This window comes from Streptomyces sp. NPDC006283 (assembly GCF_040613325.1).
Taxonomy (GTDB): domain Bacteria; phylum Actinomycetota; class Actinomycetes; order Streptomycetales; family Streptomycetaceae; genus Streptomyces.
Genome location: NZ_JBEXRZ010000001.1, coordinates 25328 through 51258, shown reverse-complemented (window position 1 = coordinate 51258; position 25931 = coordinate 25328). Strand labels below are relative to the sequence as shown.

16 protein-coding genes and 2 pseudogenes are annotated in these 25931 nt (G+C 69.6%); 12 read left to right on the top strand and 6 right to left on the bottom strand.

The features are described 5' to 3' along the window. Window positions 1–201 precede the first annotated feature (201 nt). The 6 genes and pseudogenes from ABZ070_RS00240 to ABZ070_RS00215 all read left to right on the top strand — a co-directional run. Complete coding sequence (locus ABZ070_RS00240; protein WP_356628199.1) at window positions 202–1539, top strand: hypothetical protein; 1338 nt, start codon at window positions 202–204, stop codon at window positions 1537–1539. 121 nt (window positions 1540–1660) lie between these two features. Beyond that, on the top strand, window positions 1661–2926 hold the full coding sequence (locus ABZ070_RS00235; protein ID WP_356628197.1) for a DUF4145 domain-containing protein: 1266 nt from the start codon (window positions 1661–1663) through the stop codon (window positions 2924–2926). Then, window positions 2923–3783 (top strand): carbohydrate kinase family protein, encoded by an 861-nt coding sequence (locus tag ABZ070_RS00230; RefSeq protein WP_356628195.1) that lies wholly within the window; start codon window positions 2923–2925, stop codon window positions 3781–3783. The genes ABZ070_RS00235 and ABZ070_RS00230 overlap by 4 nt, the downstream gene beginning before the upstream one ends. Continuing rightward, window positions 3780–4415: a 2'-5' RNA ligase family protein gene (locus ABZ070_RS00225; RefSeq protein WP_356628193.1), complete on the top strand. Its 636-nt coding sequence runs from the start codon at window positions 3780–3782 to the stop codon at window positions 4413–4415. The genes ABZ070_RS00230 and ABZ070_RS00225 overlap by 4 nt, the downstream gene beginning before the upstream one ends. Further along, window positions 4412–5167: an inositol monophosphatase gene (locus ABZ070_RS00220; RefSeq protein ID WP_356628191.1), complete on the top strand. Its 756-nt coding sequence runs from the start codon at window positions 4412–4414 to the stop codon at window positions 5165–5167. The genes ABZ070_RS00225 and ABZ070_RS00220 overlap by 4 nt, the downstream gene beginning before the upstream one ends. 119 nt (window positions 5168–5286) lie before the next feature. Further along, window positions 5287–5562: pseudogene (locus tag ABZ070_RS00215) on the top strand (helicase); the annotation flags it as partial. Window positions 5563–5682: 120 nt separating this feature from the next. Here ABZ070_RS00215 and ABZ070_RS00210 read toward each other — a convergent pair. Beyond that, a complete protein-coding gene (locus tag ABZ070_RS00210; RefSeq protein WP_356628189.1) occupies window positions 5683–6162 on the bottom strand; it encodes a phospholipase D-like domain-containing protein in 480 nt (159 codons plus the stop codon). A 976-nt stretch (window positions 6163–7138) separates the two neighbouring features. On the opposite strand from ABZ070_RS00210, the gene ABZ070_RS00205 reads away from it, so the two are divergent. Next, window positions 7139–9310 carry a UvrD-helicase domain-containing protein gene (locus ABZ070_RS00205; protein ID WP_356628187.1) on the top strand — a complete coding sequence of 724 codons (2172 nt, stop codon included), beginning with the start codon at window positions 7139–7141 and terminating at the stop codon, window positions 9308–9310. 51 nt (window positions 9311–9361) lie between these two features. Here ABZ070_RS00205 and ABZ070_RS00200 read toward each other — a convergent pair whose 3' ends face one another. Further along, window positions 9362–15334, bottom strand: a complete 5973-nt coding sequence (locus ABZ070_RS00200) for an AAA domain-containing protein (protein ID WP_356628185.1) — start codon at window positions 15332–15334, stop codon at window positions 9362–9364. A gap of 267 nt (window positions 15335–15601) precedes the next feature. After that, a complete protein-coding gene (locus tag ABZ070_RS00195) occupies window positions 15602–15748 on the bottom strand; it encodes a hypothetical protein (RefSeq protein WP_356628183.1) in 147 nt (48 codons plus the stop codon). Between the two features lie 141 nt (window positions 15749–15889). Here ABZ070_RS00195 and ABZ070_RS00190 point away from each other — a divergent pair, with 141 nt between their 5' ends. From ABZ070_RS00190 to ABZ070_RS00180, 3 genes are all read left to right on the top strand, one after another. Further along, window positions 15890–16726: a hypothetical protein gene (locus ABZ070_RS00190; RefSeq protein ID WP_356628181.1), complete on the top strand. Its 837-nt coding sequence runs from the start codon at window positions 15890–15892 to the stop codon at window positions 16724–16726. Between the two features lie 110 nt (window positions 16727–16836). Continuing rightward, window positions 16837–19392: a DUF262 domain-containing protein gene (locus ABZ070_RS00185; RefSeq protein ID WP_356628179.1), complete on the top strand. Its 2556-nt coding sequence runs from the start codon at window positions 16837–16839 to the stop codon at window positions 19390–19392. 7 nt (window positions 19393–19399) lie between these two features. Further along, complete coding sequence (locus ABZ070_RS00180) at window positions 19400–20074, top strand: hypothetical protein (RefSeq protein WP_356628177.1); 675 nt, start codon at window positions 19400–19402, stop codon at window positions 20072–20074. Between the two features lie 264 nt (window positions 20075–20338). Here ABZ070_RS00180 and ABZ070_RS00175 read toward each other — a convergent pair whose 3' ends face one another. After that, on the bottom strand, window positions 20339–20995 hold the full coding sequence (locus ABZ070_RS00175) for a hypothetical protein (protein WP_356628176.1): 657 nt from the start codon (window positions 20993–20995) through the stop codon (window positions 20339–20341). A 500-nt stretch (window positions 20996–21495) separates the two neighbouring features. On the opposite strand from ABZ070_RS00175, the pseudogene ABZ070_RS00170 reads away from it, so the two are divergent. Continuing rightward, window positions 21496–21699: pseudogene (locus ABZ070_RS00170) on the top strand (hypothetical protein); the annotation flags it as partial. An 81-nt stretch (window positions 21700–21780) separates the two neighbouring features. Here the strand turns inward: ABZ070_RS00170 and ABZ070_RS00165 are convergent. Beyond that, window positions 21781–22359: a TetR/AcrR family transcriptional regulator gene (locus tag ABZ070_RS00165; RefSeq protein WP_356628174.1), complete on the bottom strand. Its 579-nt coding sequence runs from the start codon at window positions 22357–22359 to the stop codon at window positions 21781–21783. Window positions 22360–22582: 223 nt separating this feature from the next. Here ABZ070_RS00165 and ABZ070_RS00160 point away from each other — a divergent pair, with 223 nt between their 5' ends. Beyond that, entirely contained in the window at window positions 22583–23254 is a 672-nt protein-coding gene (locus ABZ070_RS00160; protein ID WP_356628172.1) for a molybdopterin-dependent oxidoreductase, read from the top strand. Between the two features lie 139 nt (window positions 23255–23393). Here the strand turns inward: ABZ070_RS00160 and ABZ070_RS00155 are convergent, their stop codons facing one another. Next, complete coding sequence (locus ABZ070_RS00155) at window positions 23394–25811, bottom strand: hypothetical protein (RefSeq protein WP_356628170.1); 2418 nt, start codon at window positions 25809–25811, stop codon at window positions 23394–23396. Window positions 25812–25931: the final 120 nt, after the last annotated feature.

Below are 25931 nucleotides of genomic sequence, written 5' to 3'. Positions count from 1 at the left end.
ACGATGCCGTCCGTCCCAGCACGCGGCTCGTGCTTCCGGCGGATGCCGGCCGGTGGACGGTTCGACATTTCGGCGCTCGACGCAAAGAGAGCGTCGCGCTGGGCAGGGGCATGACGGACGGCGATCAGTAGCCAGATCTCCCCGCGCCGGTTGTCTTGCGTGCCCGTCGTACAGAACTCAGGTTCTCCGCTCACACAGCCAATGAAGATCCGTATCCTGATGCCCGCCCGGCACATGACCGTCAGTTCCGCATCGGAGGCAGCCCTGTTGACCACGGATCTGAGTTCCGTCACCGGTGTCCGGCAGACACTGGCCGTAGTCCTGCCGGTCCGCCTCAACGCGTCCCCCACCTGGGCGACCGGCCCCATACCCTTCGACCTCGGCAGCCGACGCACCGATGCCACCACCCGGCAGACGTACTTCACGCCGGCCGCCGCCCGCGCCCTCTACGGCACCCCGGAACGGCCGTGCCGCTGGTACCGGTTCATGGATGTGCGGCATGGGTCGCTGCATCTCAGGGGGATCGAGTTACTGCGCACAGCCACCGCCCGCCACCCGGATCACGGGCTGGCAGTGCTGCACTTCGATGTCGCGGGACCGGCCCTGCTGGAGACACTGCGCGCCATCGGCCACCGCAGCCCCGCCGCACCCGACCCGCTCGACGGCCCGCTCTCGCCCTTGGTTCTGCTCGACGGGATCGCGGAGCCGCGCGGAGCCACCGCTCCATTCGCCATCGCCCGCCCGTACACGGTCGCGTTCCTCACGCCCGACGTACAGCACACCGCCGCGGTACGGCAGGACGGCCGGCTGCCGGACACTGCCGACCGCTGGCTCTGGTACCTCGCCTCACGGTCCACGGACACCGACTTCCCCACCCCGCTCGAGCAGTGGCCCGACCGAACGGGGCACGCGCTGCGGATATCCGCCGACTGGAGCGCTCTGGTGCTGCGCCACGGCGCCGCCTTCCTCGGGCATCGCGCCGACCGGGGGGACGGTGACTTCTACGCCTTCGCGCAGCTGCACTGCCGCACCGTCTACCTCGACGCCCTCCTGCTCGGCAGCGTCCAGCGCGACCACATCGACGAGCTGACCGACGGTCTCTCCGGTGTCTTCGACGGCCCGAAGCTGGCCCGCCGGCTGTCCGCCCTGGAACGGCACATCGCCACCTTCCGCAGCACCTACTGGCGACAGCACCTCACCGCGCACGGACCGGCAAACGAGCTGCTGCTGAGCTTCCAGGCCCAGTACCGCCTCCCGGAGCGCTTCGACGAGATCCTCGCCGAAGCGGCCGACTACGCCCGGCTGGTGCAGACCCAGGAGAGCCAGCAGATCGCGGGCGCGCTCGGTGTTCTGACCATCCTCGGCCTTCCCGTCGGGACCGCCCTGAGCATCCTCCAGGTCCTCGGCGCGAAGGGGGCCACGGCCGTCGTCGGTGCGCTCGTCGCCGCCCTGGCCGCGACGGCACTGGTCCTCACGACGCGCTACGGCCGCCTGGTGCTGTCCTCACTGCGCGGCAGGGACCCCGGTGGCCGCGGATGATCTCCGCCACGATTCCGGCCGCGGGCGGCCGGGACGGCGGCCGGATACTGCCTGTTCCGCCCGTGATCACGCTGCTAGCTTTCTGTCCGCGGACCTGAGAGAAGAGGATGCGGGACACGGGGTGACGGGCAATGAGGGGGAGCCGCTCCGGCTGTACAGAAAGGCTCTGAGGTACGCGGAATCGGACCCCGAGGTCTTCCTCGGCACAGCGAGGAGAGCAGCGGAGTCGATCCTGTTGGACATCGCATTGCGGGAGGCCGTCGGCTCGAAGCCGACACTCGAGTCCCTGCTGACCGTGCTCTCTGCGAAGCACTTGGTGCCGCCCAAGGTCGTCCTGGCTGTGCGCACGATTCAGAACTACGGCAACTTCGGCAGTCACGCACAGGATGCCTCGGCGGAGGAGATCTCCGCCGAGGACGTCAGGCCGTGCCTCAACGCCCTGACACAGTTGGCCGTCTGGTACGGGCAGACGAGCAGATCGCTCGCCGAGGAGGCCGTCCGGCACGAGCTCTCCGACCACCGGCGCAGCGCGGGCACGACCCGTCTCGCCGACTCCACTCTGATCGTGGTGAAAGCAGTCCTGCTCGGCTGCGGTTTGGAGAAGGCGCTGTCACGGCGGAACCACCGTGTGGCGCCGGTGCAACTGCCCTGGTCCGACAACCTTGTGCGGGACGTGTCGACCCGGCTCCTCGATGCCGCGGTCTACAACGAGCAGCGCGTGCTCCGCCTGATCGAAACGGAGCAGGCCGTCCGTGACCAGGTGGTGCCCGTGGGGCGGGTCGGATACTCGATGGGTGGCCGCAACTTCTACCTGCTCGCCGCCCGCGGCGGCCGATGGGGCGGCGTGACGGCAGAGGAATTCCTCGCGGATCCCGCTGGTGCGCAGGTCGCGGTGCCCAAGCACAGCGACATGTTCGACAACCTGCTTGCGGCCCTGTCGACCGACGAGGCGGGCCTGGCGGACATGGGGGTGAGCGTCCTCGACGTGCCGCACCATCTCGGGCTCGAGTTGTTCCATCTGAACCGTGACGTCCTGGCGGTCGGCGGCCAGAACCTGCGCATGCACGCGCGGGAGGACGATGCGTACTTCGAACTTCTCAACTCCGACATGCTGCCGGCCCCGACCCAGAGCCGGCTGCGTTCGGCGGCCGCCAACGTGTTCGTCGCGAACCGGGCGTGGCTCGAGGAGCTGGATCTGCATCCCGGGGAGCTGCACCGCGAGCTGATGCGGTCGTTCCACGAGTGCGGGTCGGACGACGGGACGTACGAGCGTCTGGTCCGCGATCTGGTGGCTCACGCCTCGTTCCCGCTCGAGACGCTTCCTGACAGCCGGGAACGGCTCGTGCGCCACGTCCTGTTCGAGAGCTACCGGTGGGGCCGGCCGTGAGGGCGCCGAAGCGCGTGCTGGTCGTGGGCGGTGTGAATTTCGACGTCATCGCCCAGGCCGACCGGCTGCCGGCGGAGCACGAGAAGCTGCGGGGCAGACAGTGCCGCGTGCTTCCAGGAGGCGCGGCGTCGAACACTGCCGTGGGGCTGGTGCGGCAGGGCTGCTCCGTCAGGCTGGTGTCCGCCGTGGGGGACGACACCGCAGGCACGATGTGCCTGGAGGTGCTGAACTCGGCCGGTGTCGAGACCTCGTTGGTGCAGGTGCAGGCAGGAGCCCTGACGAGCATGGCCGTCGTCGTCTCGTCGGGCGGCGGTAAGCGCATGCTGACGTTCGCCGGCGCGGACCGCGGCCTCGCCTTCGATGCCGTCACGGAAGAGGACGTACGCGCAGCGGATCACGTCCATGTCGTCGGCGAGCCCACTCCAGCGCTCGGACGCGTCGTCGAAATCGCGCACCGGGCGGGACGGACGCTCTCCATCGAATGGAACGGCAGGGACATGAGCCCGCTCGCCCAGGGGGCATCGCTCAACTTCATGAACGCCGACGAGGCGGCGCGTCTGCCCCAGGCCGACGAGGCGTCGGGTGCCGCGGGTACCGCAGGGCGCGTGGCGGAGCTGATCTCGGGTGATGTGATAGTGACGTTGGGCGCCGAGGGCGCCGTGTGGGCCACTGCCGCCGGGGAACTGTTCCATGAACCCACCATGCCGGTGGAACCATTGGACAGAACGGGCGGAGGCGACGCGTTCGACGCCGGCGTCATCGCGGGCTGGCTGAACGGCGAGCCGCCGACGGCCTGTATGCGGCGAGGACTCGACGCGGCACTTCACGTGATCACGAAACTAGGAGCTCACCCGTGACGAGATGGCTCGGTGTTGCACTGCTTCCGCGGGCGGACCATCTGCGTGCCGCTGTTCAACTGCAGCGGGACATCGGCGGTGGGGTTCCTCTGCAGCCCCCGCTGCACCCGGACGGCAACCTCCCCCATGTCACGGTTTTCCAGGGCCCGTTCGCCGATTCGCTCGCTCTGGAGGAGGCGCTCGAGCGGATCAGCGCCTCGGCGGTCGAGAGCGGCCTGCACGGCGCGGTGTCCCTGTCCACCACGGGTGTGGTCTACCAGCCGACCGGCTGGCTGTTCCTCGCCCTGGAGCGGCCGCCGCTGCTCGAAGCGCTGCAGGAGGCCGCGCTTGCCGCGCTGGATCGGCATCTCGACCGGGCGTCCTTCGACGGGGACAAGGACGTCTCCCGTTTCACCGACGACGAGCGCGCCAGCTACGAGCGCTACGGCTACCGGTACACCGGCGACGCGTACGCCCCGCACGTGACGTTGGGCCGCGCCGAGGAGGAGACCGCCCTGGAGCTGGTCCGCACCGCACGGGACCGGGTCAGCCTGCCGAAGGAGTGGGTCTTCGACCGGCTCAGCTTCTACGTCATGGGGGAGCACGGCGCCCATGCGGAGACGCTGCTGGAACGGCCGCTGGGCCGGGCGTGACGGACCGGAACGCCCTGCTGACGATCGCCGAGGCGGCCGTGGACGAGGCGGTCGCCTGGTTGTCGACGGCCGGCAGGGAATGGTCGGCCGCGCGGTACAAGGCGTCCGGTGAGGAGGTCACCGCCGCCGACCTCGAGGTGGAGTCCCGGGTGACGCGGGTTCTGGCCGCCCGTACGCCGCGGATCCCGGTCGTCGGCGAGGAGTCGTCGGCCGCCGGGGCCCCGCTTCCGGCGCATTGCTGGCTGCTGGACCCCATCGACGGCACGATGAACTTCGCCCGGGGCGCGCCGATGTATGCCGTGTCGCTCGCCTGCGTACAGGACGGTGTGCCACTGGTGGGCGTGGTGCACGCGCCGGCCCTCGGCCGACGGTGGACGACACCCGGCCGCCCGAATGATGCACGCCCCCTGGCCGAGGATCTGGGCCACGCGGTCGTGGGCATCTCCGGCACCGGCTCCGCACGCGGAGACTCACGACGCTTCCTCGACCGCGTCCATGACGAGGCCTACCGGGTCCGCATGCAGGGCTCGATGGCGCTGGACCTGGTGGGCGTGGCAGAGGGCTGGCTGGACGCCTCCGTGTGCATCACCCCCAAGCCGTGGGACGTCGCGGCCGGGGTGGCGCTGTGCCGTGAGCGGGGGCGGGCCGTACTCGGGGCGGATGGCGGAGAGTTCACCTTCGACTCACCGGTCCTGGTGGCGGGGGCGCCCGGCGTGGCACGGGGGCTCGCAGACCTGTGGGTCAGAGGCTGACGCAACGGGCCTTGGCCGGACCTGGGTGCTGCTTCCCCTGCGAAGGCCATTCAACGACAGGTTGCCCACCGCGCAACAGAACCCGTGGGGAATCCGTCCGCGTCAGGCGATCCGCAGGGGCCAACCGCCTGCAGGGCCGCGAGTTCGACGTCCCCCTGGTCTGGCACCAGCCCTCCGGCCGCCAGGACGCGTCCGCGTTCCACCTGGAGACGGGCCGTCCGTGCGTGCCGCTCTCCCGGAACCGCTTCGCCTGCATCGTGGTCGCCCGCGCCGGCATCCGCGACCTCCCGGACGGCCACCCGCGCAGCAGCCCCGTTTACCTGGACGTGCATCCGACGTCCCCAGACGGCTGGCGGGCGCACCATGTGGTGATGGGGCATCTGGAGCGGGGCGAGCAAGCACCGGATGTCCGACTGAGGACCCAAAGAGATCCACCCGCCTGCGCTCCCCCGGCCAACGGTCCTCGCGGGACCGGCCTCCGCGTGCGAAAGCGTTCCGCTGCGTCGCCGGTCACTTCAGGCCGTGCCGAGTGGTCGCAGCACCCCCGTCCGCTGCAGCTCCGCCATGTGCTCGGCCGCCCTCTGCGGCGCGTCTCCTCCTCGCACGAGCACACCGGCTTCCATGTTTCGCAGTGCGGCGGACTCCGTGAGGTTGGCGCTGCCCAGGAAGAGGATGCGACGGTCGGCGACGGCGATTTTGGCATGCTGCCGGGATCGGCCCGTGGCCGACGCGTCCCGTGCCCAGTGCCACAGTTGGACCCCTGCGACGGCGGTGAAGGCGGCGGCGGGCTCTTTGCCCGACAGCAGCCCGCCGGCGCCGGCTTGCCGCGCTTGCAGTCGTGGACGAACTTGGCTTCGTGCGGGCTGTTCCAGGCCCTTGAGGAGGTCCTGCTCACCGACGGTGGGCGCTGTGGTGGCGCGGACGTCGTACTCGGGCAGCCAGGTGGTGGTGAGCCGGTGGGCGTTGCGCTCCCCTTCGCGCACCTCGGCATGCACGGCGACGTTGCGGCCCTTGGCGTGGCTGAGGCTGTCCCGGTACAGGAGCCACAGACGACGGTCTTCGGCGTCTTCCGGAGCGTTTCCCCGGTTCGCGTGGTCGAGGGGTCGTCGACGGGGAAGAAGACGGCTGCCTGGTCGTCGGGGAAGGCGGTGACCTCGAGCTGGGTCTGGAAGAGCCAGTGGGCGTCTCGCGCATCCCTGTTGTCCTCCTGCCGGTTCACCAGGGTGAGCTCGACGACGCGGAGGTCCTCGCCCGCCAGGGGGGGGACGGTCCGGTCGGCGGCATCGGTGACGTCGATGTCCTCCAAAATGCTCGACAGGCTCGCGCGACCAGACCCGACGGGTGTGGTGCCCTGGTCGGTGGCTTCCTCGGACGGCCTGTAGCAGCCCCACCCCGCAGTAACGCTGAGAGTGCCGACGGCCGTGAACGACATGCCCATGGACGAGGCCCAGATATGGCCGGCCGCCTGCGGTGTGAGCCGGTCCTGCTGCTCGTTGTCGTCGCGTTCGGTCTCGTCCCCTGAGTCGCCGTCCGCGCTCTGCGCCGCGGCCAACGCGATCCTGTCCGCCGTCACCGCGCCGGGCCGAGGGCCCAGCATGCCGACGAGATACCGGTCCCGTGGGCCGGAAGAAACAGTGGAGAGCGTCTCGCTCTCACCGTCCCACGGTCCGAGAAGATCACGTCGAATGTACGTGACGAGTCCGTCGCGCACCGCGTAGGAGTCTCCGGCCTTGAACGTCTGCGGGACTTCGTCGAGCGGATGCGGGACGGCGGCCTGGTCCGGCTGGGCCGGCATGCGGTGGGTCCTTTCGACGACGGAACCGGGACACGGAAGTAGTGGGGCTACAACCGCAGGAACAATATAGGTTGTTGACTCAGTTCACACAAGAGAACGAAGGGCTCTCGTCGTCCGGCACCCGGACTCTCTACTCTGGTCCCGACCACCGTCCACCGCGCGACCCGAGGACGCCAATGCCCCGACTCGCCCTCTCCGACGACTTCGTCGCGGATCTGATCTCCCTGCAGAGACCCGTGCAGAAGGAGGTCAACGACGCGATCCAGATGTTCCGGAGCATGACCGTCCCCCAGCTCCACGCCAGCAAGGGCATACATCTGGAGAAGCTCGAGCGGGCGCGCGACCCCCGCATCCGCACCATACGCGTCACCAAGTTCTACCGGGGCGTACTTCTGGCACCCGACGACGGCAGCGACCTGTTCACGCTGTTGCGGGTAGCGCCCCACGATGCCGCGATCAGCTGGGCGGTGAAGCGTGCCTACTCCGTCAACGGAGCCACCGGGGCCCTGGAGGTGCGCAACATCGAGGCGCTCGAGCAAATGGAGACGTACTTCGAGACGAAGGCGGACACGACTCCGACCCGCCTCTTCGACAAGCACTCCGACACCGTGCTCCGCAACCTCGGCATCGACGATCAGGTGTTGCGCCTGGCGCGCGTCTGCGTGACCGCCGAGGACTTGAGCGTGATGACGCCCCCGATGATGCCGGCCGACCAGTTCGAGGTTCTGGAGTACCTGGCCGACGGGTGGTCGGCGGACGATGTATGGGAGCAGGTGATCGCACCACGCGGCCAGACGGTGCGCACCGCCGAGGAGCGACCCGTCGTCACACTGTCCGAGGCGATCCTCAACACCCCGAACCGGATCGTCGAGGTCACCGGCCCGGGCGAGTTGGAGCGCATCCTCGCCGAGGACCTCACGCGCTGGCGCATCTTTCTGCACCCGGCCCAGCGACGGTACGCCTACCACCCGGGCTTCAACGGCCCCGCACAGATCACCGGTGGCCCCGGCACCGGCAAGACGGTGGTCGCCCTGCACCGGGTGCGTCATCTCCTGCGCACCGGTCGCGGGGGCGAGCGCATATTGCTGACCACCTTCACCAACGCCATGGCCGCGGCGCTGCGCGACAGCCTGTCCCTGCTCCTCGGTGACGCGGACGCCCATCTGCTGGAACGGGTCGAGGTCACGACGGTGGACTCGCTCGCGGCCCGTGTCGTACGCGAATCCCGTGGCCGGATGCCCAAGCCGCTGTCTGCGGCGGCCGAGCGCAGTGCCTGGAGCAGGGCAACGGCCCGCGAGGACCTGCCGTGGACCGAGCAGTTCCTGGCTCAGGAGTACCGCAATGTCGTCCTGGCTCAGGGGCTACGGACGCCGGAGGAGTATCTGCGCTGTGTACGGCGCGGGCGCGGAACACCGGTGGGGCGGGTGCAACGGGCGCGGCTGTGGCGGGTGATGGAGCGGTTCACGGCGGACCTGGCTTCGCGTGACGCGGCGACCTACACACAACTGTGCGACCAGGCCGCCGAGCTGCTGCGGGCGAGCGGCCCACGCTACCGGCATGTGGTCATCGACGAGGCGCAGGACCTGCACCCGGCCCAGTGGCGTGTGCTCCGAGCGTGTGCGGCACCGCAGTCGGACGACATCTTCCTCGTCGGTGACCCTCATCAGCGCATCTACGACTCCCGGGTCTCGCTGCGCTCACTCGGTGTCCATGTCCGGGGGCGGACGTCCGTGCTGCGGATCAACTACCGCAGCACGGACGAGATCCTGCGCTGGTCGGCCTCGCTGCTGGACGGCCGCCCGGTCGGCCGCCTCGGCGAGGACGACGATGACGACGGTGGCCGGGACTCGCTGCGGGGGTACCGCTCGGAGCTCCACGGCCGCATCCCTTCGGCACGGGGGTACGGCAGCCAGGACGAGGAACTGCGGGCGCTGGTGGGGCAGATCAGAGTCTGGATCGATCAGGACGGCGTCAAGCCCTCCGAGGTCGCGGTGTGCGCGCGTTTCAACACGCTCGTCGACGCGGTGATCAACCGACTGCGCAGGGAGGGCATCGCCGCCGTAGCGGTCAAGGACGATCCCGGTCCCGGGGTCTCGGGCGTTCGGGTGGCCACGATGCACGCAATGAAGGGGCTGGAGTTCCGTTGCGTGGCCGTCGTCGGGGTGACTTCCAGTGTGCTGCCGTTCGCCCACCAGGTGACGCCTGCCGAGGTGGACCCGCTCCAGCACGAACAGGACCTGTTGGCCGAACACTGCCTGCTGTTCGTGGCGTGCACCCGGGCCCGCGACGCTCTGGCCGTCTCGTGGAGCGGGCAGCGCAGTCCGATGCTGGACCCGGTGGCCGACTGAGACCTTCCACCGGCCGCCGCACGGGCTCGGCGGCCGGTGGAAGGCAGGCCTTCAGGCCCGGATCTCGCGGATCACGACCTTGTGCGCCTTGTCCGCGGAGGCCTTGTACGACACCTCACGCCCTGCTCGCTGCCACATCAGGGCATGCCCGAGCGGTGATGACGGCGAGACGATCTCCGCACCTCCGGTGGGCAGTTCGGCGACCGTGTAGAGCGTCTCCTCGTCAAGCCGGCCATCGAACTCGAGCACCAGCAGGGCGCCGGGTACGACCGTCTGCGGCGCTGTGGAGCCACCGTCGACGGCGACCGTGTCGAGGAACCCCCGCAGGAACGCCAGCCGCTTGGTACGGCGGTCACGCTGATCGGCCTGTGTCTTGCGCAGGAACACCAGGTTGGCGGCGTCGATGCTGTCCGGTGTCTCGTCGGGCGCGTCGACAGCTGCCTGCAGTTGCTGCATCTCCCCCAGCAGACGCCGGAAGGCCGCGGCAGGAATCGACTGCACGGGGAAGCTCCCGGACGCAGGGCGGGGCTCCGACGGCCTGTCTCCAGTGTCTGCCGCGGAGGACACCGGTCGCGCGGCCGGCGCCTTCGGGGGCCGAGCTGCCTGCCGAGGCGCGCGCAGCCGGCCGGTGGGCGTCCTATCGGCCGACACCGGACCCGCCGGTCCCGAAGCGGCGGGGTACAGGGCTGCCACGGGCTCGTCCGAAGCCGGTCGCACAGGGGTTGGGTTTACCGGTTCGGCCAGGGCGGACTCTCCTGTGGGCCGCAGAGGGCCGGTCTGCTCGCCCGCGGACCGCCCGGTCCTGGAACGCTCGGTCGCCCCGGCTGCGGCGGCGCCCATCTCCTCGTCCGGCTCGGCGGCTTCGGCTATGCGGTCGGTGTCCTCCGGTCCGCTTCCGCCTGCCCCCTGCCGGGTGGTCGTGACCTCCTCGGGCGTCTTTTCCTCGTCGTCCTCCTTGACCGGGTCGATGCCCAGCCGCTCCAGCTCCGCCCAGAGCGGCGCGAGTGCCTGGTCACGGTCCAGGTGGAAGCGGCTGCCGCGGATGCGGACGAACGTCCAGTCGACGCGTTCCAGATCCCGCTGACGGGCGGCGGCCGTCGACGCGTCGTCGCCTTCGGCGAAGGCGTCCCCGTCGCAGGCCACTGCGAGCCGCCGCGTACCACCCTCGACGACCAGGTCTATCGCGTGCCGGCCGACCCGATAGCCGGGCCGCACCCGGTAGCCGCGCTCGGTCAGTTCCAGGTAGACCTTCTGTTGAAAGAGGCTGTCGAAGGCCTCGTGCCGCACGTCCGGCAGCACTGCTCCCTCGACCGCGACGGTCTCCTCCTCCGCAGGGCGGGTGAGGTGGTCGAGCCACTGCCGGCGCAGGTCGTTCTCGTGGAACTGTTCGGTACGGGCGCTGTGGAACACCCACAACTGATCCTGGGCGCGAGAGGCGGCGACGTTGATGCGCTGTTCGTACGTCTTGCCGTTGAAGCCGCCCGGCACCGTCCCGGCGGCCGTGGTGGGTGAGTTGACACAAGAGACGAACATGACGTGGCGCTCGTCGCCCTGGAAGTCCTCCGCGTCACCGACGCGGATGCGCCGCGCCTCGCGCTGCTCGTAGTCGAGGTGCTCGGCCAGCAAATTCTCCAGCTCCGTCAGGTGCGCCTTGCTGCCGCGCAGGCTGATCACACCCATGGATCTGCCGTCATAGGCGGGATCGGCGCAGCAGCGCACGACCTCGGCGACCAGTGCCTCAGCCTCGACGGTGTTGACCAGGCGGGAGTTGGCGCCCAGGGCCTCGCCGCTCTCCACGCACACAGTGCGCACCGGCGGCAGGCGGTCGGCGCCGTACTGACGGAGAGGCTGCAGACGGCGGTTGTAGCAGAGCTCGTTGGAGAAGGAGATGATCTCCGGCATGCACCGAAAGTGCTCCTTGAGCATGAGCGTGCCGCGGCCCGCGGACAGCGCCTCCGTCAGGTCGAAGAAACTGGAGTCGGGCCCGAAGAGGCTGCGGACGTCCGCCTCGAGTCCGGTGAGGAGCCGGTCGCGGAGGTGGAAGTACTCGTCCTGCTTGAGGCCGACGTTGGAGGGGCTGACCTGCTTGCTGTCGCCGACGACGACCATGCGGTCGGCGAGCCAGCTCAGCAGCATGGCCTCCAGCCCGGACTGGCTGGCCTCGTCGACGATGACGACGTCGAACATGCCGGGCCGGTCCATGGGCACGGTTTCCGCCACCTGGTGCAGCGGCATGATCCAGGCGGGTACGGCCGTCTGTGCCTTGCTCAATGCGGCCTGGGCGTCACGCCGGTAGCGGTGCTGGTACTTGCCCTTGATACGGCGTGCGGCCTGTTGGTAGGCGCTGAGAGCCCGGGACTGATCGCCGGTGAGCAGTCCGAGGCAACGATGCCAGGCACGTGCAGCGGCGAGTCTGGCGAGCATGATGCGCACCTCGTCGTCGGCCTCGGTGAGCTTGCGGCGCAGGGTCCGCTCGGCCTCCGGGTCGGTGAGCCGCTCCATGCGCTCACGCCAGGCGGACCAGGCCCATGCGGCGGTCAGCGCGCGGAGCCGCTCGTCCCACAGCCGGTCATCGGCGTTCTCGGTGACTCTCTCGGCGAGCGAAGGGAACGCTTCCTGTACCCGGGCGAGCGCCTGATGGTGCTCGGTTCGCAGCCGAGCCGCCTCGCGGACCTCGGCGATCTCCTGGCTGAACTCACGATAGCCGTCGGTGTTCCGGTAGCGGACCGCGTCGAGTGCCCGTGCCACGGCGGGCGAGACCCCCTGCCGGTCGCTCCAGGTGCGCAGCAGTTCCTCCATGTCGGCGAGGACCCGGCGCGACTGCTCTGCGGCGCGCAGAGTGGTCGCTGCGCGCAGCAGAGCGCGAACGGCGTTCTCGACCGCAGCGTCGTGCCAGACGGCGGACATGAGCTGTGCGGAGGTGGCGGCGGCCGTCAGCACATCGGTGCGTGCGGCGCCGACGGCGAGGACCGCTTCGAGTGCCTCCGCCTCCTGCCGCAGACGGGCGAGGCGCGGACCGTGCCCCTGCCAGGGCGCGGCGGGAGTTCCCCACTCCGACTCGACCTGAGCGAGGCGCAGTTCGAGCTGCACACGGGCGAGGACGACGGCCGCGGTGTCGGTGTCGTCGGGTGCGCGGCCGTCGACGCGTACGGCCTCGACGAACGCTCCGACGGTCTTCGCCAGCCTGGAGCGGATGCCGAGTGGTCCGCGCAGCTTCTGGCCCTCGCGGAGCCCGTCGTGCAGGGCGGTCGCCTGGCCGAGGGCGGTGGGCGGGTCGTACTGCTCGATGCCGCTGACCATCGCATTACGCAGCGTCGCGAGTGAGCCGTCGACGGCGGCAAGGGCCTCGTTCACCGCGGCGTACCTGCTGCGGGCCTGCCAGTCCTGGCCTGCGGCCACCTCGCGCAACAGCGCGACGGCCCACTCGCCGGACGCGGCGGCGAGCGAGGCTGCACGGCCGCGGGCGGCGGCGAAGGCATCGAGGGCTGTCGACAGCCGCTGCTGTTCGGGCTCGGTGAGTCCGCGCACCGCGGCGTCGTATTCCTCGCTCAACGGGTCCTGCCGCACCGCGGTGTGCGCCTCTTCGGCGGAGCGAACGATCTCGACGGCCTCCTCGAACGCGCCTGCCCCCGGAAGTTCGGACGGCCCGGGCACCTCGGCAGCGAGCGCCTGGTGGTGCGGGGTGAAGGCGCGGGTGGTGTGCAGCAGTCGCAGGGCGTCGTCGGCGCTGAGTGCGGGCTGCTCCTGCGGCACCGGCCCGAGCCAGTCGTGCGCCGGGGCCTGCGCGGTGAGCCGTTCGGCGATGTCCTGGAGGCTTCCGCTGTAGTCGCCGATCTCCGCCTCGAATCGGTGCGTCTCCTGCTCCCGCAAGATGGCGAGGTCGCGGAGCATGGCCTGCTGAGCGGACCGGGCGGCGCTCAGCCGTGCCTGCAGGCTGCGGATCGCGCGCTCGGATGCCTGCGGGTCGTAGCCCGAGTACTCGCTGAGGATCTTCTGGACCGATGCCTCCAGTTCACGCTGGGCAGCAGCGCCGTCCTCGGTACGGCTGACGCACAGGTCACGCACCGACTCAGGCAGCTTGTCCCGCAGCACGCGCAGGGCACGCGGGGTGTGGCTCGTGATGAGGACGCGCTTGCCCTGGGCGAGCAGGTCGGTGACGAGGTTGGCGATGGTGTGGGTCTTGCCGGTGCCGGGCGGGCCTTGGACGACAACCAGCCGGTTGGAGCGCAGGCGCTCGGCGATGGTGCGCTGTTCCTCGTTGGCAGGGAGCGCGAAGTACATCTCGCCTGCGGCGGGATCCGTGCCGCCGTCCTCGGCCGCCGCCAGGTCGGCGGCGGTGAGCGCACCATCACGGCCCGCGATGTAGCCGAGCAGTTCGGTGGGCGGCGTACCCGCCTCGATCTGACGGGCAATGGCCCGGAGGGCGTCGAGGGTGGACCGCCGGTTCCGCTCGCGCAGCACCAGCGCCGGGGTGAAGCCCACGTGCGGCACGTCGAGGCTGCGCGGCTTGACCCGCTCAAGGTCCGGCAGGTAACTGCCCGCACTGTGGGCGGCGTTGACCCAGCTGCGCAGGGCCGTGTGGAGGGCGTCGAGGTGTTCGGGGTCGGTGGCGTCGGAGGCGTCCTCGAGGACTGCGACGATTTCCTCACGCACGGGGCCCGGCACATGCTGGACGGCTTCCAGCATGCTTTCTTCGAGTTCCATCCCGACGCCGGTCGGATCGGGGGCGGCGGTGAGTACGCCGGTGGACGGGTCGAGCTGAATCGTCGCCCGGTGCGTGACGAGGTGCCGTTCCACACGCTGACCGGCGGTGGTCTGCCAGGTCAGCCTGCCGAAGCCGAGGACGAGTTCATAGGCCTCGCCGAGGTTGACGGCATCCTCGTGCATCTTGTGGAGCCGGTCGTAGAGCCGCACCAACGGGTCGATGGTGCGCCGGCGCTCGGCCCACGCGAGCCACTCCTGTTCCCAGGCTGCGTAGAGCTTCTCGATCTTCTCCCGCTTCGGGTGCTCGTCCAGTTCGTGGTACGTCTTCTCGAGCGGTATGCCCTCCGCCCATTCGGGAAACTCGGGCTCGATCCGTCGCCGCAGATGCGGGGCGCGCGTCTGCTTGAAGTCTCGGATGCGGGTCTCGTCCACCCAGGGCGCGAGCAGCGGCTTCGGCTGCGGCGCGTCCTGACGCTCGGGGCGGGCCACGGTGAGCCAGGCCGGGTCGTCGGTCGCGAGCGCCCCGTCGAGCATCACGGTCACACCGGGTTCGTGCGGCAGTTCGTCGAACCACACGGTGCCGGCGGCTCCGTCCAGGGTTCGTACGGGGCGCGTCCTCGACGCCTCCGCCTCTGCCAGGAACCGGAAGATCTGGCGGACACGCGCGGCGTCGGTGTCGTCGGCCGGCGGGGCGACGATAGCGGTGTACGCCGGAGCGAGCAGGTAGTCGGCGTCAGCGGGGTCGGGGTCCGTGAACAGGGAACGCTGCTCGTCACCGAACAACACCGCCTGGTCCGGCACAGCCGCTGCACGGGGGACGCCGGGTGTGGCCGGCGCGGTCCTGGCGTCCGGCACGCGAGCCTCGGCGGGCGCGGCGGCCTTGGCGGTGGTGAACGTGACGCTCTCCCGTTCGTGCGTGCTCCGGAACCGCACCTCGATGTCCATGTCACCGGCGGTGCCTGCCGGGATGCTGTACGCCCAGGTCGCCGAGAGCCGCCGTCCGGTCCGCAGCGTCCCGTCGAGTTCGTCGTCGAGCACGTCGCTCTGGTAGTCCTGCACTTGGCGGCCCGTCTTGCCGTACGGCCCGCAGCGGACCAGCAGACCTATGCCGTCGACGTCGATGGGCTGCCCCGTGCCGTTGCTCAGGAACAACGTGCACCGGATCACGTCGTCGCCCTGCCGGACACCGTAGGAATCGTCGAGGTCCACCAGCTCGTACGGCACGATGTCGTCGACCCGGACGTGCAGCCCGTCGTCGTAGTGATGAACAGAGCCGATCGGCAGGATGCCGTCACTCAGCACGTTCTCGCCCTGGCTCACACGCCACTCCACTGCTACTGAGGGCCAGGAACTGGCCAGCTTGTGATGGCGCCCCGGCAACCCGAGGCACCAGTGCAGCACGCCCCCGACACCGCCCCATCTTATGTGAACTCAGCACACGCTGTGGAGCGTACCAGGATCCCCGTATTGAAGGACCATCTCGTCGCTACGCTCACCCATGACTCTTGGAGCTACGGGTGAGGCGCCGTTCAGGAGTCGCAGCCGATGAGGTCTCCGTCGCGGACGAGGCGCTTGACGTCGCGCGGCTCACCACGCTGGATCGGGGGCACGCGACTCCGGAGCACCCTCCTCGGCGGCGACGATCACCTCGGCCGTTCCCGTGAGCGTCGCGCCGGTCTCCGCACCGGCTTTCGCCGACACCGCATCGGCCCGAGCGACGAGCGTGCGCGCCATCGCAGGGCGGTGACGCAGCGACGGCCGCGTCGCGCGGCCCCACCTCCACACATTGACTATGTTCACACTTATCATGCACGCTGTCTCTATACGGTCTGCCCTCAAGCCTCCGCCTCGAGGACCAAAGACGGGACAACACCCATGCACATGGAAGTTCTCGACGTCACACCCGAGTTGGCCACCACATGGCTCACGCGCAACACCAGCAACCGGCCGCTGAGCAAGACCACGGTGCAGCAGCTGGCCGCCCAGATCCAGCGCGGCGAATGGCAACTCACTCATCAGGGCATCGCTTTCGACGAGGACGACGTACTCATCGACGGACAGCATCGCCTGGCCGCCATCGCCAAGGCAGGCATCGCGGTTCCGCTGACGGTCACACACGGCGTGCCGCGTACGGCCTTCACCGTCATGGACACGGGCCGCAAGCGCACCGGCCGTGACGCCCTCGCACTCGCCGGCGAAGCCAACGCCACACACCTGGCGGCGGCCCTGCGCGGCCTGCACCTCTACCTGCACTCGCCCGACTCCTCCTGGAGCGGCGGGTCCTCGGTGACCAGCAACGACCAGCTTCTGACCCTGCTGGAGAAGCACCCGGGCCTCCGTGACGCCCTCCACCACGGCATCGCCCTCAACCGCGGCTGCCGTATCACCGTCACAGCTGCCACGATCGGCTGGTACGTGACATCGAGGGAGCGCCCCGACGTGGAGCAGTCGGCATGGCAGGACGGCGTGGTGACGGGCGCATGGCTGGAGCCGGGCGACCCCCGCCTGACCCTGCGCAACACCATGCTGGGCCTCGCCGCCGGCAGGACACACCGCCGCCGTGACGACTCACGCGAGCACCTTCTTTACTACCTCAAGTCTTGGAACGCCTGGCTCGAGGGCCGCAGCATGAAGCTCCTGCGCCGCTCACCGAACGAGACGATGCCCAGGATCTCGAGCCAGCCGGTCGCTGCGGGCCGCGAGACCGCCTGATACACCACGAAGCGTCACCTTCGGCGAACCGGTGGCGAGCGGCCCGCACCGTTGACAAGGTTCATGAATCGACCCAACGGCCGGCCGGCGGGGACACGGAAAGGATGCGCATGCGCGCGCAGGAGATCACCTTCCTCAAGCTCATCCAGGGCGAGAAGCAGTTCCAAGTGCCCCTTTACCAACGGACGTACAGCTGGGGCAGGGATCAATTGCAACGCCTGTGGGAAGACGTGTGCGAACTTGTCGACCAGCACCTCTCCGGCGAACTCTCCGCACCGCACTTCCTGGGCTCTGTCGTGCTCGCACCAGGACAGCTGCAGGCCGGTGGCGTCCAGAAGTGGCTCGTCGTCGACGGTCAACAGCGCCTGACCACGCTGATGCTGGCGTTCGCCGCCCTTCGGGACCACCTCAGGGAACAGGGCGACGAGCGGGGCACGGACCGGGTTCACCGGCAGATCCTTGTCAACGAGTTCCATCAGAAGAACCTCGACCACTACCGCCTGTTGCCGACCCAGGCCGACCGGGAGGCGTACACGGCCTGCGTCGAATCGACCCCGCAGGCGAGCGGAAGCGGCAACATCGGCTCGGCGTACAGGTTCTTCCGTGGCGTGCTCTCGGAGGCCCAGGAGGCGAGCGATTCGGAACGGTGGGTCGAGACGGTCGAGACCGTCCTCAAGGACCTGCTCTCCATCGTGGAGATCACCGCCGAGTCCGGCGACAACGTCTACCGGATCTTCGAGTCGATCAACAACACCGGTGTCGGTCTCAGCCAGAGCGACCTGTTGCGCAACTACGTGTTCATGCTCCTGCCCACACGGGGCGAGCTGGTGTACCGGCAACTGTGGCTCCCCATGCAGCAGAGCCTCGGCCCCAAGAACCTCGAACACCTGGTCTGGCTGGACTTGATCGTGCGAGGTCACCACAAGACGAAGCAGAGTGAGATCTATCGCGAGCAGCAGAAGCGGCTCCAGCCGCTCGCCGGCGACGAGGACGCCCTGCAGGGCCAGATCGCACAGCTCGCCGAGCGGGGACAGCGCTTCCTGCGTATTCTCGAGCCCCACCGCGAGCCCTCCGCGACTCTGCGGGCCGCGCTGGAGCGCCTGGCCGCGTGGGGCGGTCAGACCCACCACCCTCTGGCGCTTCACCTGCTGGATCTGGTCGACGAGGGTCACACGACTGCGGACGACGCGGCCGAGGCCCTGGGCCATGTCGAGTCGTACCTTGTGCGGCGACTGATCTGCCAGACCCCGACCACCGGACTCAACCGCATTTTCATGGAGGCCCCGAAAGAGCTGGAGACGGACCGCTCGGCCTCCGAAGCCGTCCAGCGGTTCCTGTCGGGCAGGCGACGCCGCTGGCCGAGTGACGAGGAACTGCATTCGGCGATCCGTAGCAAGCCCTTCTACTGGGGCGGCCGACCGCCGCAGCGGAGTTTCATCCTGCGCCGCTTGGAGGAGAGCTACCGTCCCACGGAGCCGGTCGACTTCGAGAGGGCCTCGCTCAGCGTGGAGCACGTACTCCCACAACGGCCTGCCCAGGCGTGGTTCGATCTGCTGGCCGACGAGACCGAGGACGGCCAGTCGCCGCAGGAGCTCCATGACCTGCTGGTGCACACGCTCGGCAACCTGACCTTGACCGGCGACAATTCGAAGCTCTCCAACCACCCCTTCCAGCGAAAGCAGCAGATTCTCGAGTCCAGCGCCCTGCGGATGAACCTGGAGATCGCGTCCTCGGAGCGGTGGGGCAAGGCCGAGATCATGGACCGTGCGGACCAGCTGTCGGAGCGTGCCAAGGCCCTGTGGCCGGGCCCAGTGGGTGGCGTGAAGCCGGCCGCGAGCGAAGAGTGGCCGGGATGGGCGGAGTTGCGGGGCGCGCTCGTCGCCATGCCGAGCGGGACCTGGACGACATACGGCGACGTCGCCGAACTGATCGGCAGCCACCCGGTGCCGGTCGGCGCCTATCTCGCATCCAACTCAGCGGTCATCGGCGCCTATCGCGTCCTCACCGCGGACGGCAAGATCTCAGCCTCCTTCCGATGGCCGGAGGGCAGCAACCGTCGGCCCCCGCAGGAGCTGCTGGCGCGCGAGGGTGTGCGGTTCGACCCGTCGGGTCGTGCCCACCGGTCGCAGCGTCTGACGGCCGCTGAGCTGGCCACGCTGCTGGGTAAGGACGTCGCTCAGTCCACCGCCCACGGTCCGCTCCCGGACGACAAGAACGCCGAGGCCGCCGCACGGTTCCGCACCCAGTTGCAGGAAAGCAGTCCTCAGGCAGCGCCAGGGGTCCTGGTGACGTTGGACTTCTGGCGCGGGCAGGGCGGCTACCTCAACTACGGGCAGCATGAGGAGACGAGCTGCTTCCCGATGCTGGACGCCGGCACGAGCCACCGACCACACCTGCTGTGGCCGTTCGCGATCTACCCCGTCAGCGGAACTGTCGAGGTTGTCTTCCAGTACCTCAAGGAGCGCGCGCCGTTCGACGACACCGAGCAACGCCTGGAGTTCCTGCACCGCCTCAACAAGATCGACGGGATCGACCTGCCTGAGGCGAAGCTGGAGCTGCGCCCGTCATTCCCGCTCGGCGTGTTCACCGATCACGGTGACGCCGTCTGCGAGGTCCTGGACTGGTTCGTCCACACAGCAGCGCTGGATCTGGCGCGGAGGGCGTGAGGCCGAAATGGCGGAACTTCCACCCGATGTCGATGTACCGCACCGCGACGCCGTCCTCGGCCAAGCGATCCCCTTCGACAGGGAACGTTGGCTCAGCCACCTTCCTGACGCCACCTGGTGGCCTGACGAGCTCGACGCGTGTCCGCGTACCGGCCGGTGGCCCCGGGTGGACCGCCGCACCATATTCGATATGGCCGAGCGGGCCGGGACCGAACCGGGCCGCAGACATCTGCTGGTCGCCGCGTTGGTCTGGGGCACGGGAACCAAAGCCCTGTCCGTCCGGCGGCGTTCACGGATTTTCACGAAGTCCGAGGCAACGGAGATCGACACGCAGCTTGCCGCTGGGCTCGACCTTCTGCGCCAGGAGGGAGCCGTCCCCGCCTACTACGCGTGGAACAACGACCACCAGATCCGCCACCTGGGGCCGGCCTTCTTCACCAAAGTGCTGTATTTCGCCGGCTACGAGGCTGCGGCGTCATGCCGACCGCTGATTCTCGACAGCGTGGTCTCCCGAGCGCTGAGGTCTGTGGGGTGGGTCGGCGCGGAATGGCCGGAACGCGGTTGGACCACTCCGCAGTACGTGCAGTACCTGTCCATCGTCCATGACTGCGCCCAGGCTGCCGGCGTGCGGCCTGACCAGATCGAAGCAGCTCTCTTCCAGCACGGCAAGCGGCCGGCGTGACCTTGCACGATCGATCTCCTGCTCGTACACAGGCGAGAGGGGGACCGATCGTGCTCCGCGTTCACATCGCTCCAGGGCTATTGGGCTGCCTTCACCCCGCTCGGCTGCGGCCCCGACCTACCCGCCCGCGGACGACGAAGACCCTCGCCAGGTGGATCAGCGCACACGTCGGCTGGTGACCGCCTTGCCGTCCGACGGAGCCTGTTCGGGGTCGCCGCGGTGACGCGTGCGGCGCAGCGATGCGCCCCAGCGCCGGTCAAGGGTTCAGCAGCTCTCGCCGAACTTGACCGCCCCGATCGTCACCGGCTGCCCGTCGAGCTTCACGCCGGCCGCCGGGTCGGTCGAGCAGACCTGCCAGTTCGACTCCACGAGCACCATGCGGTCCTGGCCGGACACGTCGTTGACGGTGATGCTCGTTGAGCTGTCGAGCGCCTGACGGGCGACCTTGACCGCCTTGCCGACGAAGTCGGGCATGGTGGAGCCGACCTTTTCCGGTTCACCCTGGTCTCCGCCCGCGGGGCACTTCTCCTCGAGCTTGACCGTGCCGAAGTCGACCTTCACGTCGGTCGAGTGGGTGCCGGGCGCAGGCGCCTGGGAGCAGACCTTCCAGCCCCTGTCGAGAATCTGGTTTCGGCCTCGCCCGAGCGCGTCGTGCGACGTGAGGAGGTAGAAGCCGGCGGCCTGCGCCTCGTCCTGGGCGCTCTGCAGCCCCTTGCCCACCATGTCCGGCAGGGCGGCGGTGGCGCCTGCCGTGGCGGAGGGTTCCGAAGCCGACGGGGCGGAGCTGGTGGCAGGCGTCTTGGCGGCAGGGGCCGCGGGCGCGGCGGGCTTGCCGTCCGCACCGCTCTCGGCGGTCGGGCCGCAGGCCGTGAGCCCGGCGAGCAGCAAAGCGACGGCAGAGGTGGTGCGGATGACACGCATGGTGAACTCCAGGGAGGTTGCGGACGAGAGTCGGCCAGCCCGGAACAGGCCGTGGTCCGGCATCGGGAGGCCGATGTGGGTACGCACACCGGTCCCGCTCAGGACGCACAGTCGGCAGCGACCACCGGTCAGCCTCAGTATGCTACGCGAGAACAGAGTTCACAACCTGATGCAAAACCTTTGACGTACACCCCCTCGGACGTAGGTAGGGGCGCATATGTTCTGGCCCGGCTCAACACCGAACACCGGCACGGGGAGAGAGATACGGAAGGACACGCCGGAGTAGAGCAGGCGCTGGACGCCGTGGTCGACGCCCTGCAGGACAACGCGCGCGCGGGGCCGCACCGCTGGTCGTACTGCGATCTCAGCGCCGAGTTGCGTCGGCGCGGCCATCACGTCCCCGCACACGATGCGTCAGCACCCTGCGGTTCACGAGCGCGCCGGTGTGCTGGTCCGGCCGGGGTAAACCCGTCGGCCGGCTGCCGCTGGTACGCCCACGGGACGATGACGAGAACCAGATCGCAGTCGACCGCGAGCTCCTGCTCGATGCGCTGGCCGCCGGAGCCCGCGACCGCCTGATCCTCGAACTCGGCGCGCCCACAGCCCGCTTCGGGATCGGCGCGCCCACAGCCCCCTTCGGGATCGGCCGTCCCGACGACGAGAGCACGTACTCACTGCTCATGCCGGTCCGCCTGGACAACTGACGCAGTTGTGGACTCGGGCGCGTCCTCCCCGAACACGGCCGCGTGGCCGTGTCACTCGGGCCGAGGACGACCGCCCGTCGCTCACCGGTTGTCGGGCGGATTGTCGGGCGAGCGATTGAGGAGGAGATCACCGGCGCGGGCCTTGACCTGGGCGCGCGTGCGGCCGGGATGGTCGGCGGCGAGGAAGTGGCTGCCGATGGCCATACAGAAGGCGAGGAGGCTGCGGGCCTCCACCTCGTCCGGGTCGGGGCAGAAGGTGCTGATCGCGTCTCGCAGCAACTGTATGCGCCGGTTGTCCACGCGGCGCAGGCGGTCGGCGACCGTCGGGTCGCGACGGGCCCAGTCGCGGACGGCCAGGTCGATGGGGAGCAGACGGTCGCCGGAGAAGGTGAGCTGTCCGGCCAGCCGGACCTTGTCCAGCACGTCGCCCCCCTCCTGCTCGACGCGGGCGAAGACGTCGTCGACGCACTCGCGCTCCCAGGCGTCCAGTATTTCTGACAGCAGTGCGCCACGGTCGGCGAAGTAGCCGTAGAACCCACCCTTGGTCACGCCGAGCGCCTTGGCCAGGGACTCGACGCGCACGGCGTCCACGCCACCGGCGGCCAACGCCCGCAGCCCCTCTTCGATCCACCGCTCGCGCGGTGTACGCAACGCGCCCATTCTGTGCCTCACCTCACTCCCCACCGCGTTGTGCGGTTCCGTACAACGGAATAGTCTCGGGATGTACGCCACCGTACAACGCGCCAGGGGGCGACGCGATGGATCGGTCGCACCGCTCTCCACCGCCGGGTCCCGAGCACCACAAGGAAACTGCGAAGGCTGCCACACCAGGTCGCCGACGCAAGGCCTGTCCGGTTCACTTCACGCGCAACGGAGCAGCGACATGACGCTTCCCCCCGGCCAACGTGCCGTCGACGGTTTCCCTCGGTTCGGCACGCACCTGCATCGCCCGGCTCCCCCTGTGCCCGCCGACCCGGTGATCGAGCTTTGTGGGGCGCTCGCCGAGGCCGTCACCCTGTCCGTGACCGACATCGCGGAGCTGCCACGGCAAGAGGTCCGGGCCGACTTCCACTGTGTCGCCGGGTGGTCGGCCACCGACCTGCTGTGGGAAGGGGTCCCGTTCAATACCCTCTACCGGACCCGGGTGGAGCCGCTGCTCGGGGCGGACGCGCCGGTCAGCCACGTCTCCTTCGAGGGTCTCGACGGATACCGGTCGGTCGTGCTCCTCGAGGACGCCTTGGCCGACGACGTGCTCATCGCCGACCGTCTCGACGGGCAGCCGCTGGACAGTGACCACGGCGCCCCGGTGCGGCTGGTCAGCCCCGGCCAGTACGGCTACGTCAACATCAAGCACCTCTGTCGCGTCGAGTTCCACACTTCCGAGCCCCCGGTCACCGACCGGTGGTCGCCCCTGGCGGGGCACGGGAGGGCGCGAGTCTGGAAGGAGGAACGCCACCGCTATCTTCCCGGCCGCGTGGTGCGTCCGGTCTACCGGACGCTGATCGGGCCGATCCGCGCACTGAGCGCCCGCGGCAGTCGCACATCGCCTCGGTGACTGCGCTCTCTCCGCTCCGACCGGTCGACCAGGTGGCGGCCGACAACAACTCCCCGCGCCGTCGGCACCGGCAGGTTCGCCGGCCGATGTGAACCGCGCTCCGGTCGACTTCGCTGCATGACGGGGCGCGCAGCACCGCTCATCCGCCGGTGCGTTCGTTCACCGCCGCGGCTTGCGGGACGAGACGGGCAGGCAGCGGACGCGGCGGGGTGGCGTAGGCGGCGTGGGCGCGTTGCTGCTCCCTCTTCCACACCATCAGCAGGGCCACGTCGGTTTGCGGTACGGCCAGGCCGGCAGCCGTGAGGAGCGCCCGGAAGAAGGGTGGGGGCCCACCGTCCCTATCGGTGACGAGCGCGGAGAGCATGGCCACATCTGTGGTGACCCTTCTGTCCACCAGGCCGAGCAGGTGGCGGGCGTTGGCGGCCCCCGAGGCACCGGTGTCCAGGTTTTCCGTCATCACCGTGCCGCCTGCTGCCGCCACGCCGCTGAGCTGCCTTCTCAGCCGGGCGACGGGGTCGTTCGGCGGGGCGGTCGCTCGGCCCTCGGCAGGCGGCTTCGCACGCACCACTTCGACCGGCTGCTGAGCCCGCTCGACCTTGGCCTTCCGTTTCGCCGCCTGCCTTTCGCGGTCGCGTTCGGCCTGTCGGACAGCCTCCCGCGCCGCCTCCAGCGCTCGCTCGACCGGCCTGACGTAGGACGCGGCCGTCCGACCGGTGATAGCGGCTCCCTGCCACTTGGGGGGCACCGCACCGTCGTGGACCGCGAGCCAGTCCTGGGGTGAGACGAGAGCCTTGCGGGCCTTCTTCCGCGCTGCCTTGCCCAGAGCCGGCAGCAGGCCTTCCAGCGTCGCTACCAGCGAACGCAGGCGTCGCACCGTCGCGGTGTCGGGCGCCGTGCGAACCGCACGGTGCCGCTGCGGTATCTGCTGCCGGGCGCTCGGGCGCTGGAGTTGGGTCAGGCCGAGCGACCTCGACGATGGCACCTGCCTGATCGCTGTCGTCGGCCGGTTCGTCACCGGCTGCGTCGGCAGGAGGGACAGCCGTGGCGGCATGGCGCGCGACGGGACGCCGTAGGCAGCGAAGGCCCGGTCGGTCTCGACGACGGCCCATCGCCTGATGTGGACCGTCGAGGACACGTGCGGCACACCGAGTTCGGACAGCACGCGGGACAGGTACGGAAGGGGCCGCTGCCCGTTGTCCCGGATGAGCGCGGAGAGGACCGGCACGTGCTCCCGCAGCGGGGTGTCGACAGCGACCAGCAGGTCCATCCGCCCCGTGTCGGAAAAGTTCGCGAGGGCGGGGCTGACGGTACGTACCAGCGTTTCCCATGTGGTCGTGGACTGAAGACGGGCGTGCTGGGCAAGGGCGTCACGCAATGCCGTCACCAGTTCGGGCCGGGTGAGCACCGCAGGGGCGACCGGGGCTTGGTCGACCGGAGCGGACGCCGCGTTCCGGGCGGGCTCGGACTTTCGCTGCGGCTCAGGCGCAATGAGTTCGGGCTTGCGAGGCACGGGAACCACCGGGGCAGGGGCCGCCGGCGGCGTCCACAACCCGGTCTTCTGGGCATCGTGCGCGTTGAGCCGCACGTACTTCTTGACTTCGACCGCCCAGCCGTCGGTCTCCTCGCCGACCAGCAGCCGTGCCGCGCCGGTGACGCGATAGACGTGATCGTGCGGCGGCTCACCGGTGTGGAGCGGGAGCGAGATCAGTCCCCGGACGATGGGGCTGCCCGCCGGTTTGAGGTCAGCCGCGAGCAGCAGTCGGTCGTCCGCCACGAAGGGAGAGTCGTCCGGCACGGCGGCGTGCGGGGCGGGTGCGAAGACAAGCCCCTCCAGGAGGGGGAACGCGGCCGGCGTGGGACGGGGGCGGGACAGGTGGATCCGCTCCGTGTCGGGCGTAACGATGCCGGTGGGCGTCAGCAGGCAGTCCTCCAGGGGAGTCCAGGACACCTTGCGGTCCCGTCCCTCGGCGCCGATGTGGACGCGTCGCTCACCGCCCGCCGTTTCGCAGCGCACCCTGAGGCAGTAGCCGCGGCGGCCGAGGAAGTGCTGGGTGATCGGTCCCTCGCCGGCGAAGATCCAGTCGATGTCGTCGGCGTCCTCGGCGAGTTCGTCGTCGGCTCGCCGCCAGGTGCGGTAGTCGACCGAGCTGAGTTGGAAGCGCAGTCGGCGTCGGCTGTCGGGCAGGTGCACGTCGACCGCGTCGCCGGGTCCGGTGCCGAGGTCCTGTGTCTTCACCTGGCCGCGCAGTTTCCGCTTGCCGAGCAGGTTCTGCACGCCCCGTTTGATGAAGAGGTGGTCGGCGCTCGATTCACCGTTGTTCTGTCGGTGACAGACCGGTGCGGTCCGGTGGTGGGCGAAGTGGCACACCTTGGTGGTGTAGCGGCGGTCGCTCAGTTCGCCACCGCAGCCGCCGAGTTGCAGGCCGCACCAGTAGGTGTAGGTGGGATGGGCCTTCCGCCATCTGTCCAGTTCCCAAGCCTCCATCGGCAGGATGACCGGATGATCCGAGTTCTTGTGACCGATCACGGCTGTCTGCACGAGACGGTGGTCGAGCATGGAACCTCGCAGGAGGAGACCCGGGAACGAGTTCCGATCGGGCACGGGAAACGTCGACTTGCGCCAGTATGCTGTTCATGCACTAAGTTCACAAGGGACGGGCTGGAGATGACCGGCTCT